Below are 14686 nucleotides of genomic sequence, written 5' to 3' on the forward strand. Positions count from 1 at the left end.
GGCGGCCTTTATAATAGCAAAAAACTAAGCTATTGTGATCTAAATTACTGTTTGTAACTCAATTAAGCGTAAACAGGTAATTTTTTACAGATTGCTTTAACTTTCTCTTTTACTTGTGCTTGTACTGACTCATCGTTGATGTTGTCTAGTACGTCACAGATCCAGCCAGCAAGCTCTTTAGACTCAGCTTCTTTAAAACCACGGCGTGTGATTGCCGGTGAACCAATACGTAAACCAGACGTTACAAACGGTGAACGTGGGTCATTTGGTACTGAGTTTTTATTTACGGTGATATTAGCATTACCTAAAGCCGCATCTGCGTCTTTACCAGTGATGTCTTTATCAATTAGATCAAGTAAGAACAAGTGGTTTTCTGTTTTATCAGATACGATCTTATAACCGCGCTCTTGCATTACTGCAACCATAGCTTTAGCATTTTTCACAACTTGAGTTTGGTATACTTTAAACTCTGGTTGTAATGCTTCTTTAAATGCCACTGCTTTGGCAGCGATAATGTGACATAAAGGACCACCTTGACCACCAGGGAATACTGCACTGTTAAGCTTTTTATAAATAGCTTCGTCGCCACAAGCAGAAATAATCAAACCACCACGAGGGCCGGCTAATGTCTTATGCGTAGTTGTAGTAACAACGTGTGCATGTGGTACTGGGCTTGGGTAAACACCAGCAGCAATAAGACCTGCAACGTGAGCCATATCAACAAACAAGTAAGCGCCTACTTTGTCAGCGATTTCACGGAATTTAGCCCAATCAACAATACCTGAGTATGCTGAGAAACCACCGATGATCATTTTTGGTTTGTGCTCAAGTGCAAGTGCTTCAACTTGTGCGTAATCAATCTCGCCAGTCGCTTCGTCAAGTCCGTATTGGATTGCGTTATAAAGCTTACCAGAGAAGCTTACATGTGATCCATGCGTTAAGTGACCACCATGAGCTAAGCTCATACCTAACACTGTATCGCCAGCATCTAATAAAGCTAAGAACACAGCAGCATTTGCTTGTGAACCTGCGTGAGGCTGAACGTTAGCATAATCTGAACCAAACAATTCGTTGGCACGGTCAATCGCTAGTTGTTCAACCACGTCAACATGCTCACAACCACCGTAGTAACGCTTGCCCGGATAACCTTCAGCATATTTGTTTGTTAGCTGTGAACCCTGCGCTTCTAGTACGCGTGGGCTACAGTAGTTCTCAGATGCGATAAGCTCGATGTGTTCTTCTTGGCGAGCAGTCTCTTTAGTGATTGCTTCAAATAACTCTGGATCGAAATCCGAAATATTCATGCTACGTTCTAACATGGGGGCTCCTAGGGCAACGTGTATGGTATTTTGAAGGCTGAATTATACGCTGAAAACGTCAATTTGCCTATGGTGTAAAGATGAACATATTTAAACAGGGATTGAATTTAATTCACAGTGTTTTTGTAATGATATTTTTTTATTAAAGCATCAGAAATTTTAATGAATAAAAGCAAATAACATTTACATTATTTATACCTTAATCTGTTGCATTCGCGATTGTTTACACTATTATGATACCAATGTAATCATGGATGATGAACTAATTTACTATGCTAGCTAAACCTATCTACGAATCAATTCCTTATTGTTATGTCATTGTTGGCGGACTTTGCATTTTACTTTTCAGCACTGTTTTACCAACAGCCATTGGTATTTTTTTATTCTTCAATGGTGCCAACATTTGGCGATTACGCTCAAATTCACGGCGTAAAGATCATAAAGTAAATCGCATTAAAGTTAACAAACACTTTTATTATTATGAATTTAAACCATTTATTTTATTTATGTGCGGATTACTCCTAATCCATTGGGTAGCGAATGAATTAGTTATACTTGCAGGGATTATGATCTGCCTTATAGCCATTTTAATTTTTTGTTTACGAGTGCTAAACCGCCGTTCACGTTCAATAGTTTAATTTTCCATTACTGCTATTAAGTACAATTTAAAGCAATAAAAAACGACATTGCTTTCACATATGCCGTTTATTTTTAGTTTTACTGAGCGGGTAAAAACTAACCTAGTTTAGCTAATAATATTTCACGCAGGATGTCGTAATCATCTGCGATATCCTCGGCTAAGCATGGTTTAGCTAATGCATCAGCTAGTGGTTTTGGCATTTCAAGTTCAATATTTAAAATCTCTTCAACACTTTCTTTAAACTTAGCCGGATGCGCTGTTGCCAGAAAAATACCAGCAGAATCAGTTGCTAAGTTAGCTTTTAGGCCCTGGTAAGCAATCGCTGTATGTGGTTCTGCAACATAGCCTGTTTGATGAATTTTTTTCATCACTGCTTGGGTATCATTTTCATCAACACTAGTTGAATAAAAATCATCATAACTAAACCATTTGTTATCAAGCATGGTTTGTACACGTGGCCAATTATTAGGTTTACTCACATCCATGGCATTAGACAATGACTCGATTGTGGCATTAGGCGCCCAGTTTTTATCAAGGATAAAGCGCGGTACAGTGTCATTTTGATTGGTTGTAGCGCTAAGTTTAGCGACCGGTAAACCAATCACCGCACCGATCATCGCCGCACATACATTACCAAAGTTACCACTAGGTATTGAGATATGTGCTTTGGCGCGCTGCTCTTTTGGTAATTGCGCTATTGCTTCAAAGTAATAACATACTTGTGCAACAAGGCGACTTATATTGATAGAATTAGCTGAATTTAAACCTAAACGAGATTTAACTTCATCATCTAAAAAGGCATTTTTAACCATCGCTTGGCAATCATCAAAGCTACCATCTACAGCGTAGCAATGGATATTATTACCCAAAGTAGTAAACAATTTTTGCTGTGCTAATGAGATTTTACCTTTTGGATACAGGATAACCACATCAATATTTGGCTTGTTATAGAACGCATGCGCAACAGCTGCCCCAGTGTCCCCTGAGGTTGCTGTGAGTATTGTGGTTTTTTCACCTTGGCTAAATTGTGCCAAGCACTCAGCCATAAAGCGACCGCCAAAGTCTTTGAATGCAAGCGTTGGCCCATGGAACAACTCTAAACAATAAATATTGTCTTCAACTTCAACTAATTTAACAGGAAAGTTAAAGGCATTTTGCACCATTTGTGCAACCGTATCAGCAGGTAATTCATCACCAATCAAATGCGATAAAATCTTACTGCTACGAGTAACAAAGTCCATATCGAGTAAACTATCAACATCAGCTAAAGGCGCGAGCGATTCAGGGAAAAATACTCCTTGATTACGTCCTAAACCTGTTTTAACCGCTTCAACAAACGACACTTTTTGAGAATCATCTTTTAAATTATGTAATTGCATTATTAGTTCCTTAAATTCTTATAGCTGACGCGTGCCGGCGTTATCGAGTTTACAAATGTGGCAGAAGCCTTGCTCATTAATATAGTTTTGTTCAAGCCACTGTGCGCATTGCTGTGCAGCTTCAAGCGTTTTGCACACGGTAAATAATGTAGGACCAGCACCTGAGATACTGACAATCTCAGCACCAAACTCTGGCAGCGACGCTTTAGCTTCACTAAAACCGTTGATCAGTGGCGCACGATGCGGCTCCGCTATTTCATCACTCATGATGGAGAGTGCTTCATCAAATCGGCTAGTTAACAATAAAGTACTAAACGCTGATAAGCGCTGCGCAAATTCAACGCTCGCATGCATACTTAGCTGTTTTGGTAACACTGAACGCGCTTTAGCGGTATTAAGTGAAAAACCAGGAAAAGCCGCTACGTAATACCAACGCTCATCAACCGGTAAAGCAATTGATTTATTTGGAATTAAATCACCAGTAAGCTGCAAACCACCCAAGTAACACGGAGTGATATTGTCGTAATGACGACCGCCACTGACAATCGCTTCAAAATCAGCCATTAATTCAATTAACTGCACTTGGCTCAGTGCAGTACCTGCAAACTGATCCAGCGCCGCAAATGTGGCTACTACAGAGCAAGCACTTGAACCAAGACCCGAGCCAATTGGTAAGTTCTTTTTTAATTCCAGTTTAACGCTTGGCATTGTTGGCGCTACATGTTCACGAAAATGCACTAAACACTGATACGCTAAATTTTCACTGGCATCGCTTGGTAGTTTATCTGCGTAATCGCCAGAGCATATAAATTCGTCAAGCTCGCTAGGACTTACCGCAACAACATCACCTAATAACGTGCCATCAATAGGAGCAAGCGCAGCACCTAAGGCATCAAAACCAACTGCAAAATTACCGATTGAGGCTGGAGCATATACTTCGATCATTATACTCTCCTAGCGCGATAACGTTTTTAAAATGTCAGCAAATACCCCGGCCGCAGTCACTGCTGAGCCGGCACCATAACCACGAATAACAAATGGACGTGGTTGATAGTATGCACTCAAAATTGCTAAGGCATTTTCGCCATCACGAATAACAGCCAGAGCATGCTTTTCATCTACCGCTTCAATACCTACTTTGCAGTGGCCTTGTTTGATAGTACCGACATAACGCAACACTTTGCCTTCACTTGCGGCACTTTGAATACGGTCATTAAACGCAGCATCTAAACTTGGCAATTTAGCCATAAATTCGTCAACGTTATCACCTTGGGCAAAACCCAAAGGAAGCACTGATTCAACTTCGATATCGCTCAACTCTAATTTCATACCTGCTTCTCGGGCAATAATTAATAACTTACGCGCGACATCAGTGCCCGATAAATCATCACGTGGATCTGGCTCAGTAAAACCACTCTCTTTTGCTTTAATGGTTGCCTCAGACAGTGATAAACCATCTTGCAATGCGCCAAACATATATGACAATGAACCGGATAAAATTCCGCTAAATTCAAGTAACTCATCGCCAGCACCAAACAGTGACTGTAAGTTATCGATTACTGGAAGACCTGCACCGACATTTGTTTCGTATAAAAACTTACGATTATTTTTTTGCGTTGCTGTAATTAAATCTTGGTAATAAGCATATGAACTTGTATTGGCTTTTTTATTTGCAGCCACAACGTGGAAACCGGCATTCAAAAAGCCTACATACTGAGCCGCTAAAGCATCTGAAGACGTACAATCAACCAGCACTGGATTGATTAAATGATTTTGCCTAACAAATTGTTCAACCAGTTTGAGGTCAAACGGTTGTTCTGATGCTGCCAACTTTTGCTGCCAATCGTCAAAAGCAATTCCTTCGCTATCAAGATGTAATTGACGTGAATTAGCAACACCATACAAGTTTAGTTTGATATTACGTTTTTCAAGCCATGCTTGCTGACGCTCTAACTGCTTAATAAGTTCTTGGCCAACTAAACCACAGCCTAATAAAAATACATCAATTGATGGGATATGAGTGAAGAAGTTTTCGTGACACACTTTTACAGCATCATTACACAGCTCGCCGTCAATCACTGCTGAAATTGCACTTTCAGTTGAATCCTGGGCAATAGCGACAATGTTAACTTGTGCTTGGGCAAGTGATGCGAAAAATTTAGCAGCTAAGCCTTTATGAGCGCGCATATTATCACCCACTAAAGTAACGATTGCTAAATTACGCTGCACTTGTACAGGTTCAATTAGTCCCGCCTGTGATTCAAGCTCAAACGCAGTTTGCAATGCCTCAAGAGCCAATGGCAAATCTGATTCATGGACACAGAAGCTGATACTAAATTCACATGACGATTGAGTGATCAGTACAATCGAAACATTATCGTGAGCAAGGGCATTAAAAACTTTTGATGCCATGCCTACTTTACCTTTCATGCCGGGGCCTGAAACCGTTAGCATCGCAAGATTTTGTAAACTAGATAACGCTTTTACCGGCTCCGATGACACATTATCATTACTGATCAGTGATCCTTGTGCATCCGGATTATGGGTATTTTTAATTTCACACGGCACGCCAGCTTTAGCGCACGGTAGAATTGTTTTAGGATGGAGAACTTTGGCACCAAAGTAAGAAAGCTCCATAGCTTCTTTATATGATAAAAAATCAACTTTAGTGGCTTTTTTGATATAACGCGGATCAGCACTGTACACACCATCAACGTCAGTCCAAATTTGACATACTTCAGCTTCTAAACACGCTGCGGCAATTGCGGCTGAATAATCTGAGCCATTACGTCCCAGTGTAGTTAGCTGGCCTTGTTCGTTGCTAGCTGTAAAGCCAGGCATAATATAAATAGTCGCAGGATTAGCTTTTAAAGCCGTTTGAAAACGAATTTTACTCGCCACTAGATCAGCTTCTGCATCAATATGACCATTAGTTGATGCAATACAATCGGTTGCTTCGAGGTAGTGGGCGTTATGTGAGCTTAATAGACACTGCATCAGTGATACACTGATGCGCTCACCAAAACTAATAACATAAGCACGCACTTGATCTGGACAACATTGGATGAGTTTGACACCCGCTAGCTTATTTTGCAGTTCGTTTAAATCAGGCCAGTTTTGAACACTACCATATTCAGCTTCAACGGCTGCTTTTAAGCTTTGGCAACGCTCAATTAATGCGTGCCACTGTGTATCATAATCAAGTCCTTGTTCAGCAGCGCTTGCCAGTGCAACCAATGAATCGGTCATGCCACCTGGAGCCGATAGCACCAATAACATTTCGTCTTTTAATTGTGCTTTAACTAACTGTGCTACCTGTTGTAGGCAGGCAAAGTCAGCAAGTGACGACCCACCAAATTTTAATACTCGCATTTTTTATGTTTCCTCATCCCATAAAACGAAAAAAGGCCTGTGTTCGTTGTGAACACAGGCCTTTAAATTTGTTGCACCGACCTATGCCACTATCCAGTAAGAATGGTGGTTGTAATAATAATGGTCAATGCGTGATTATTTGTTTTCATAGCCCTTAGACTGCCTTAAACAGGGCTATTCTGTCAACCCCAAATAAAAAGATAAATTATGCCTTTTGATTATAAAGAAATCTAATGAATGCCAAATTTATGCAGTATTTCATTTAATCTTGTTTTATCTATCGGCTTATCAACGAAGGCTATAGCTCCCAACTTAGCGACGCGTTGTTTCATTTCAAGTTGAATATCTGCCGAAATTACCAGCACAAAGCATTCAATTTTTTGTGCTTTAATACCTTCAAGAACTTGTACTCCATCAACTTCGGGCATAGTTAAGTCAAGACACAGTAAATCGAAGTTATGTATATGCATTAACTCTAACGCTTCACGGCCATTTTTTGCTTGCATAATATCTGCTGAGATACACTCATTTAAACAGCGTATAACTTGTTTGCGTGCTACTGTTGAATCATCACACACCAGTACGGAAAAATTCATAATATAGACAACTAAAAATACGGATAATAGATTACTGAGCAGACAACTTATCACTCAATAAATAACGATGTTGTAGTAATGTTGTGATTTTATAACACAAAAATTTAACAGCGATAAGCTTAAGTTTTTGCTAAAAAAAGAAAAATTAACAATGTTTGTACTGTTAAATAAGATTATTTTATTTATTTTTAAACATTTATTAGCTAACTTTAATACTGAGTGTACTCGTTGCTAGGGTATTAATTAAGCTTTGTAAAAAAAATAAAGGAGCTATAGGCCACCGATGCTACAAAAAAGCCTATCAAAAAAGCTACTTACCAGCGTGTTATCCGTCTACTTTTTATTAACTTTTGTAGTCACGTGCGGGCAAGTTATTGCAGAATATGTAAACACGAAAGATTATATACGTGACGAACTGACGACCTTACAAAAAACATTTAGTCGTAGTTTAACCCGTGCTATTTGGGAGCTAAACACTAAACAAACCATCACCACAGCAGAAGGCTTATTAGCAATTCCAATGATTGAAGGTATTATTGTACGTGATGATAGCGGCGAGATAATCTCACAATTAGGTCGCTCACTCGATATTCGCGAGCTATATAGCCAACAATTAGTACAAGAAGAAGCGATTATCGAAGATACTCCATCTGGCTTATTCGGTTATACCTTTCCATTGATCTTTGAATTTTCTGGCCGCGCCACCCAAGTTGGTGATGTCACGCTATTTTCGAGCCGAGAAGTGGTATTTAGTCGCATTATGATCTCAATTTATTTTTTAATTGGCAATGCGATGATCAAAACTACATTTTTAATCATCTTATTCTTAATGGCATTTAGAAAACTACTCACTGAACCTCTAGCACAACTAACAGAGCAAATTGAAGATCTTCAATTAGATGACCTCGAAGGTCAACATATCGAAATTGAAACAACTGAGCACAACGAATTAAAAGTAATGGAACAATCATTCAATAAGTTGATCGATAAAGTTGTGCAATACCGCAAAGAGCTTGAACAAACTCAAAAAGCATTGATAATAAGTAACGAAAAGCTCGATCAGCAAAATCTACAACTTGAACAAGAAGTGGCACGTAAAACATCAAATTTAAGTCAAGCTATGATGGATTTACAGCAACAAAAATACGAGTTGGAAAAACAAAAACTAACGCTCACCGAAGAAGTTGATTTGCGTCGCCATACTGAGCAAGAGCTACTAACTAAACAAACTGAAATGCAACGTTATGTTGATGAACTCAATATGGCGCAAGAGCGTTTAGTCAGCTCAGAAAAAATGGCCGCTTTGGGTGGTTTAGTTGCCGGTATTACCCACGATATCAATACCCCGGTCGGTATAGGGGTTACTGCCACATCCTTTTTGCAAGAGCGTTTAATACAAATTGAAAACGCTTACAAAGAGAAAACACTCTCGCCTAAAGCACTTGAGGAGTTTATTAATGATGCCAAACAAAGTACTAGCCTATTAACCACTAACCTAGACCGTGCTTCAGAGCTGGTTGCCAGCTTTAAGCAAATTGCGGTTGATCAAGCCAGTGAAGCTGTGCGAACTATCAACCTAAAAGAATATCTAGGTGAAATTATTCGCTCATTACACCCTAAGATAAAAAATACCAGTCATCATATTAATTTAGATTGCCCGGTAGATTTAACCTTAAATCTACCTGCTGGTGCTATCAGTCAAATTTTTACCAATTTGATTATGAATTCATTGATCCACGGATTCGATGGTGTCAGCAATGGCATTATAGACATTGCTATTAAAGATGAAGATGACCAAGTGATTATCGACTTTAAAGATAATGGCAATGGCGTTACCGAACAGCAACTTGAAAAACTGTTTGATCCGTTTTTTACGACTAAACGCGATCAAGGCGGCAGTGGTCTGGGCACACACATTACTTTCAATTTGGTCAAGCAAACCTTGAGCGGCGAAATCGATGCGACAAGCTCACCGGGGAACGGCTTGCATTATCATATTAGTTTCCCTAAAGACATGCCAAAACCTTTGTCTATATTTAATAACTAATGCGCCGAGACTGTTTGCCTAACACTTTGCTTAATTGCTAAACGTTTGGCCAATCAGTCATTTGCGCATCAGCTTTTTATTGTTATGATTGGGTAAATTTACCGAATGGATCAATCTCCCTATGTGGTTTAGTAACCTTATTTGTTACCGCTTTAAGCAAGACGTGTCGTACACCCAAGAAGACTTTGAGAAAGCCTTAGAGCAAGATTTATTTCGCCCTTGCGGTAGTCAAGATTTAAGTACATTTGGCTGGACCAAAGCCTTTGGTAAACATGGTGATACCCTTTCCCATTTCTCGCAAAAGAGTATTTTGGTTTGTGCTAAACGTGAAGAAAAAGTACTTCCTGCATCCGTTATCAACGATATGGTTGCTGAAAAAATAGAACTTATCGAAGCAGAAGAAAATCGCCCTGTTAAGAAAAAAGAAAAAGACGAGCTCAAAGAAAATATCCTCCATAGCTTATTACCGCAAGCCTTTAAAAAGTCGAGTTTACAGTTTGCCTTTATTGACCAAGAAAATGGCTGGGTAGTCGTCAACAGTGGTAGCTTTAATAAAGCAGAAGAGTTACTAGCACTACTTCGCAAATCACTAGGTACATTGCCGGTAGTTCCTGCATTTGCAAACTATGACTTAGATGTGTTTTTAACGGACTGGTTAACTAACTTCAGTACACCTGAGGGCTTTGCTATTGGCTCTGACGCAGAGCTTGAAGAAGCAGACGATAGCTGTGCTCAAGTTAAGCTTAAAGGCCATGATTTAGCCTGTGATGAAGTTAAATCGCACCTTGAAAGCGGTAAGCGAGTAACAAAACTTGCACTAGATTGGCAAGAGCGCCTGAAGTTCATGCTGCAAAATGATGGCTCTATTAAGCGCTTAAGCTACTCTGAAACATTAAAAGAAGAAAACGCCGACATCCCTAAAGAAGATATGTTGGTCAAACTTGATGCTGACTTTATTCTCGCCTCTGAAGAAATTAAACTAATGCTAGAAGAACTTACGGCTGGTTTAGGTGACGTGGAAGATTTAGCCTAAATTTTGACTAAGTTTTAAATACTAAAAAAGCGCCCTATTGGCGCTTTTTTTAACTGACGAATTAACTTAACTAAATACCGATTTCACATCATCGAGCATATCGTTATATTCATCACTTGAGAAGATATCAAGTGATGGGATCACACCTTTATCAATATAAGTTTGTAATGCTGCAGACTTATCTGAAACTTGTAAAATACCTTCCATAATCGCGCCAATACGAATGAAATCAACATAGCTAATATGCTCTGGGCGATAGTTAGGATTGGCCCAGCTTTCTGCTACTTCAACAAATTCATCAGTAAACTCCCAAGCACGCATGATGGCTCCCCCTACTTTACCGCTAAGCTTTTGAATCGCATGCGCTAAAAAGCTTGGATTGGCAAATACTTCCGGGTGACGTTCCGCTTCAGTCAAAATAGGCAATACACCAATATTATAAACTAGTGATGCCAGTGTAATGGTGTCACGATTCAATGAGGTCTGCTTGTTTTTCTTAAGGAAAAACTCCATCACAGTAATTGAGTGACATGCTACTTTTAAGGTCTTCTGCCATGCCTTATCCATGTAACCTTTGATCAGCTCATTATTTGAAACAAACAGTTGCTCCATCGCCATTGCTGTTGCGATATTTTTGATTTGACGCAGACCAATACGCGTTACCGCTTGATTTATATTAGAAACTTTAACTGTTCGCCCCATAAAAGCACTATTTGCGACTTTTATCATCCGTGCTGCTAATGCCGGATCATGAGAGATCACATCAGCCATTTGCGCTAAGTTTACATCTGGATTATCGGCAGCTTGACGTACACGAACCGCAACCTCAGGCAAGGTGGGTAAAACTAACGTGTCATTATTTATACGATCAACCAAAATGGTCAGTAGTGCGTTTTCTGTTGACATAAATGTGCCATCCTTTTGTATTGATTTGTTAATACACCCAAACCATGGAATGTTTATTTTTTATAAATACAGTATTGTCTAAGTTACCGCTAAAGTTAAGAAAATTACAGAAATTATATTAGTTTATTTTTCTACTACACTTTATATCCCTTCGCTAAGACCATCACAACACAGGAAACTTGCTATTTACGCATAAGATTTGCTTTAATGCTGGCATAACAAGGAAGCGAAATACCCTCTCAAGGGTATCTATAATTAAACTTACTTTTTAACAGGCAATATAATGACTCTCAATAAAATTAGCCAAGCACTTATTCTCACCGGTGCCGTTTTTCTTAGTGCATGTTCAGATCAAGCCAGCGCACCTAAAGCGTCAACTGACGCAGCAGCCTCAATTAAGCAAGTACAAGATAGCGGCCCACAACTTGTTAACGCTGACACTAGTCGCCTTGATATCTATACCGATTTTAGTTTAACGACTGATTTATCACATTTAAGCGACAACCAAAAAGCGTTAATAGCAAAACTTATTGATGCGTCTAAAATTATGGATGATCTATTCTGGCGCCAAGCATTTGGTGAAGATAAAGCGGCATTTTTAGCCAAAATCAATGATCCTAAAGTACAAAAATTTGCCGATATTAACTATGGACCATGGGATAGATTAAATGGCGATCAAGTCTTTTTGTCAGGCTATGAAGATAAAACAGCCGGAGCTCAATTTTATCCAGCCGATATCACTAAAGAAGAGCTAAACAAGGCTGACGTAGCAGATAAAAATGGCCTGTATTCAGTCATTAAGCGAGATGAGCAAGGCAAGCTATATAGCGTTGCCTATTCGGTTGAATATGCTCAAGCCCTTGAAAAAGCGGCTAACTTATTACGTGAGGCGAGCAAGCTTGCCGATGATAAAGAGTTTGCTAGTTACCTGAATTTACGTGCAGATGCACTACAAAACGATGATTATCAAGCATCAGACTTTGCTTGGATGGACATGAAGAACAACCCCATCGATATCGTTATTGGTCCAATCGAAACCTATGAAGATCAATTGTTCGGCTCTCGCGCAGCCTTCGAATCGTATGTATTAGTGAAAGATTTAGCATGGTCAGAGCGCCTTGCTAAATTTGCAGCATTTTTACCAGAGCTACAAAAAGGCCTCCCTGTTGATGGCAAATACAAACAAGAAGTGCCAGGCTCTGATGCGGACTTAAATGCATATGATGTTGTTTACTACGCAGGCCATTCTAATGCTGGCAGTAAAACTATTGCTATTAACTTACCAAATGACGAACAAGTACAACTTGAAAAAGGCACTCGCCGTTTACAACTGAAAAATGCTATGCGCGCTAAGTTTGATAAAATATTGGTGCCAATCGCTGAGCAGTTAATTGTTCCTGAGCAACGTAAACACATTACTTTCGATGCATTTTTTGCCAATACCATGTTCCATGAAGTCGCTCATGGTTTAGGGATAAAAAATACTATCACAGGTAAAGGCACTGTTCGTCAGTCTTTACAAGAACATGCCAGTGCTTTAGAAGAAGGCAAAGCCGATATCTTAGGCTTGTACATGGTTGAGCAGTTACTCAAAAAAGGTGAGATCACAGAGGGAACACTTGAAGATTATTACATCACTTTTATGGCCGGTATTTTCCGCTCAGTGCGTTTTGGCGCATCAAGTGCCCATGGTAAAGCAAATATGATCCGCTTTAACTTTTTCGCAGAAGAAGGTGCATTCTCTAAAAATGAGCAAGGCCTTTACAGCGTAAATATGGAAAAAATGGGCCAAGCAATGGCCAAGCTATCTGGTTTGATCTTAACCTTACAAGGTGATGGTGATTATGAGAAAGTTGATCAACTGATTGCCACACATGGTGATATCAAAGTGGAACTTGCTAAAGATTTAGAAAAACTAAGCCAAGCTAATATCCCTGTAGATGTCACATTTAAACAAGGTAAGAAAGAGTTAGGTTTAGAATAATATAATTAATACTAAAAAGGCGTTTTAGGGGCTCACCTAAAACGCCTTTTTTAATTCAATATTGCTATTACGGGAATGCTAAACCATATTTTTCACTCATTTTTTTTACTTCACCATTAGCAATCATATTATTTAATTCTTTATCGAATAAGGTAATAAACTCATTTAAATTACGTTTTTTTGAAAAACCAAAATAGCCTTTATTAACAATTAATGGCGGTTGTAACTGTTTAACTTGATTAGCTAAACTTAACTGCTTAATAACGGGCTGTGCGGCTCTTGGATGAGTCACTATAATATCGACACGGTCATGAATTAATTGCAAAAAACTGGCTTCTACAGTACCCACTTCAGAAACTTCCAACTGACTTTTATATTGCTCAAAATCGTCACCATAGTTCCAACCTCTTGTTAATCCTACCGATAACTCTTTTAATGTTTCTAAATTATTATGCCACTGGAATTCATTACTATTTTTGACATAAAAAACCAGCGGATCTTGATAGAAAGCAGCCTCACTATAAACCATATATTGCTCTCTAATAGCCGACTTATAAGGGCCTATAAATGCATCAGCTTTGCCAAGTTCAATCATTTTTAGCGCCCGTTTAAATGGCAAAATATCAATTTTAATTTGGCAACCTAAACGCAGGCAAATCTCACCTGCGATGTCGGCGCCTAAGCCTTCTATTTGACCTTGTTCATTTTTTTCAAGTACCGACGGAAAGGTGGTACCAACAAAGTAAAATGTATTTGCTGCACTGTGATGCGAAAATACAATTAACAAGGTAAACAATACAAAAGCTTTCATCCGTTAGTTTGCAATCCTTATATACTGAATGTAATAAACAGCCACGACTTAGTGACCCTAAGCATAGTCTATTTTCACCCAACTAAAAGTCATAATTCCATGATAAAATTCTGTTATATAAACACTCAACCACGATTAAAAATGTGTTTTTAAACGTGCCAATTGCTCTTCACTGTAAGGCACGGCGGGATACTTCCCCCATACTGGCGCAGGCCATGCGACATCGGTTTTATAGCGGGCAATATGATGAATATGTAACTGTGGAACCATGTTACCAAGCGCTGCGACATTAAGTTTATCTGGGTTAAGTACCTCCTTGAGGAGCCGACTTAACTTCGCTGACTCTTGCATTAGCAATAGCTGTTCAGACTCGCTTAGATCAATGCTCTCTTTTAAATTCGCTTTACGAGGCACTAAAATAAACCACGGGTATTGACTATCATTCATAAGTAACACTTTGCATAATGGCCAATCGGCCAGTTCAATACAATCACGTGCAAGTTCTGGGGCTAAAGAGAATTCAACGGTCATTTTTATTCCTTACAAATTAAGTGCATTACATTTTCGCTACTTTATAGCATTTAGTTGCAGTTGCCCAC

At 39.1% G+C, this 14686-nt stretch carries 11 protein-coding genes; 3 read left to right on the forward strand and 8 right to left on the reverse strand.

What is annotated here, in order from left to right; all coding sequences use genetic code 11:
- Positions 1-62 precede the first annotated feature (62 nt).
- From glyA to H5182_RS04260, 5 genes are all read right to left on the reverse strand, one after another.
- A complete protein-coding gene (gene glyA / locus H5182_RS04240; RefSeq protein WP_145241140.1) occupies positions 63-1319 on the reverse strand; it encodes a serine hydroxymethyltransferase in 1257 nt (418 codons plus the stop codon).
- Positions 1320-2054: 735 nt separating this feature from the next.
- Positions 2055-3338 (reverse strand): threonine synthase, encoded by a 1284-nt coding sequence (gene thrC / locus H5182_RS04245; RefSeq protein WP_182718314.1) that lies wholly within the window; start codon positions 3336-3338, stop codon positions 2055-2057.
- A gap of 18 nt (positions 3339-3356) precedes the next feature.
- A complete protein-coding gene (gene thrB / locus H5182_RS04250) occupies positions 3357-4283 on the reverse strand; it encodes a homoserine kinase (protein WP_182759588.1) in 927 nt (308 codons plus the stop codon).
- 9 nt (positions 4284-4292) lie between these two features.
- Entirely contained in the window at positions 4293-6710 is a 2418-nt protein-coding gene (gene thrA / locus H5182_RS04255; RefSeq protein ID WP_182759589.1) for a bifunctional aspartate kinase/homoserine dehydrogenase I, read from the reverse strand.
- A gap of 230 nt (positions 6711-6940) precedes the next feature.
- Positions 6941-7306: a response regulator gene (locus tag H5182_RS04260; RefSeq protein WP_182731831.1), complete on the reverse strand. Its 366-nt coding sequence runs from the start codon at positions 7304-7306 to the stop codon at positions 6941-6943.
- Between the two features lie 283 nt (positions 7307-7589).
- Here H5182_RS04260 and H5182_RS04265 point away from each other — a divergent pair, with 283 nt between their 5' ends.
- Positions 7590-9353, forward strand: a complete 1764-nt coding sequence (locus H5182_RS04265; RefSeq protein ID WP_145241149.1) for a HAMP domain-containing sensor histidine kinase — start codon at positions 7590-7592, stop codon at positions 9351-9353.
- 121 nt (positions 9354-9474) lie between these two features.
- Positions 9475-10386, forward strand: a complete 912-nt coding sequence (gene rdgC / locus H5182_RS04270) for a recombination-associated protein RdgC (RefSeq protein WP_182759590.1) — start codon at positions 9475-9477, stop codon at positions 10384-10386.
- 66 nt (positions 10387-10452) lie between these two features.
- Here the strand turns inward: rdgC and H5182_RS04275 are convergent, their stop codons facing one another.
- On the reverse strand, positions 10453-11292 hold the full coding sequence (locus tag H5182_RS04275) for an HDOD domain-containing protein (RefSeq protein ID WP_145241153.1): 840 nt from the start codon (positions 11290-11292) through the stop codon (positions 10453-10455).
- Between the two features lie 283 nt (positions 11293-11575).
- On the opposite strand from H5182_RS04275, the gene H5182_RS04280 reads away from it, so the two are divergent.
- Positions 11576-13276, forward strand: coding sequence for a dipeptidyl-peptidase 3 family protein (locus H5182_RS04280; protein WP_145241155.1), 1701 nt, complete (start codon positions 11576-11578; stop codon positions 13274-13276).
- A 67-nt stretch (positions 13277-13343) separates the two neighbouring features.
- Here H5182_RS04280 and H5182_RS04285 read toward each other — a convergent pair whose 3' ends face one another.
- Together H5182_RS04285 and H5182_RS04290 are read right to left on the reverse strand one after the other, a co-directional pair.
- Positions 13344-14087 (reverse strand): ABC transporter substrate-binding protein, encoded by a 744-nt coding sequence (locus H5182_RS04285; protein ID WP_145241158.1) that lies wholly within the window; start codon positions 14085-14087, stop codon positions 13344-13346.
- Positions 14088-14222: 135 nt separating this feature from the next.
- Positions 14223-14618, reverse strand: a complete 396-nt coding sequence (locus H5182_RS04290) for an HIT domain-containing protein (RefSeq protein WP_145241160.1) — start codon at positions 14616-14618, stop codon at positions 14223-14225.
- Between the last annotated feature and the right edge of the window lie 68 nt (positions 14619-14686).

The organism is Pseudoalteromonas sp. SG44-17 (assembly GCF_014164235.1).
Taxonomy (GTDB): domain Bacteria; phylum Pseudomonadota; class Gammaproteobacteria; order Enterobacterales; family Alteromonadaceae; genus Pseudoalteromonas; species Pseudoalteromonas rhizosphaerae.

Bases quoted from the DNA above. Each gene is read 5' to 3' on its own strand.
- glyA (WP_145241140.1), bottom strand. From the start codon at position 1,319: ATGTTAGAACGTAGCATGAATATTTCGGATTTCGATCCAGAGTTATTT.
- thrC (WP_182718314.1), bottom strand. From the start codon at position 3,338: ATGCAATTACATAATTTAAAAGATGATTCTCAAAAAGTGTCGTTTGTT.
- thrB (WP_182759588.1), bottom strand. From the start codon at position 4,283: ATGATCGAAGTATATGCTCCAGCCTCAATCGGTAATTTTGCAGTTGGT.
- thrA (WP_182759589.1), bottom strand. From the start codon at position 6,710: ATGCGAGTATTAAAATTTGGTGGGTCGTCACTTGCTGACTTTGCCTGC.
- H5182_RS04260 (WP_182731831.1), bottom strand. From the start codon at position 7,306: ATGAATTTTTCCGTACTGGTGTGTGATGATTCAACAGTAGCACGCAAA.
- H5182_RS04265 (WP_145241149.1), top strand. From the start codon at position 7,590: ATGCTACAAAAAAGCCTATCAAAAAAGCTACTTACCAGCGTGTTATCC.
- rdgC (WP_182759590.1), top strand. From the start codon at position 9,475: ATGTGGTTTAGTAACCTTATTTGTTACCGCTTTAAGCAAGACGTGTCG.
- H5182_RS04275 (WP_145241153.1), bottom strand. From the start codon at position 11,292: ATGTCAACAGAAAACGCACTACTGACCATTTTGGTTGATCGTATAAAT.
- H5182_RS04280 (WP_145241155.1), top strand. From the start codon at position 11,576: ATGACTCTCAATAAAATTAGCCAAGCACTTATTCTCACCGGTGCCGTT.
- H5182_RS04285 (WP_145241158.1), bottom strand. From the start codon at position 14,087: ATGAAAGCTTTTGTATTGTTTACCTTGTTAATTGTATTTTCGCATCAC.
- H5182_RS04290 (WP_145241160.1), bottom strand. From the start codon at position 14,618: ATGACCGTTGAATTCTCTTTAGCCCCAGAACTTGCACGTGATTGTATT.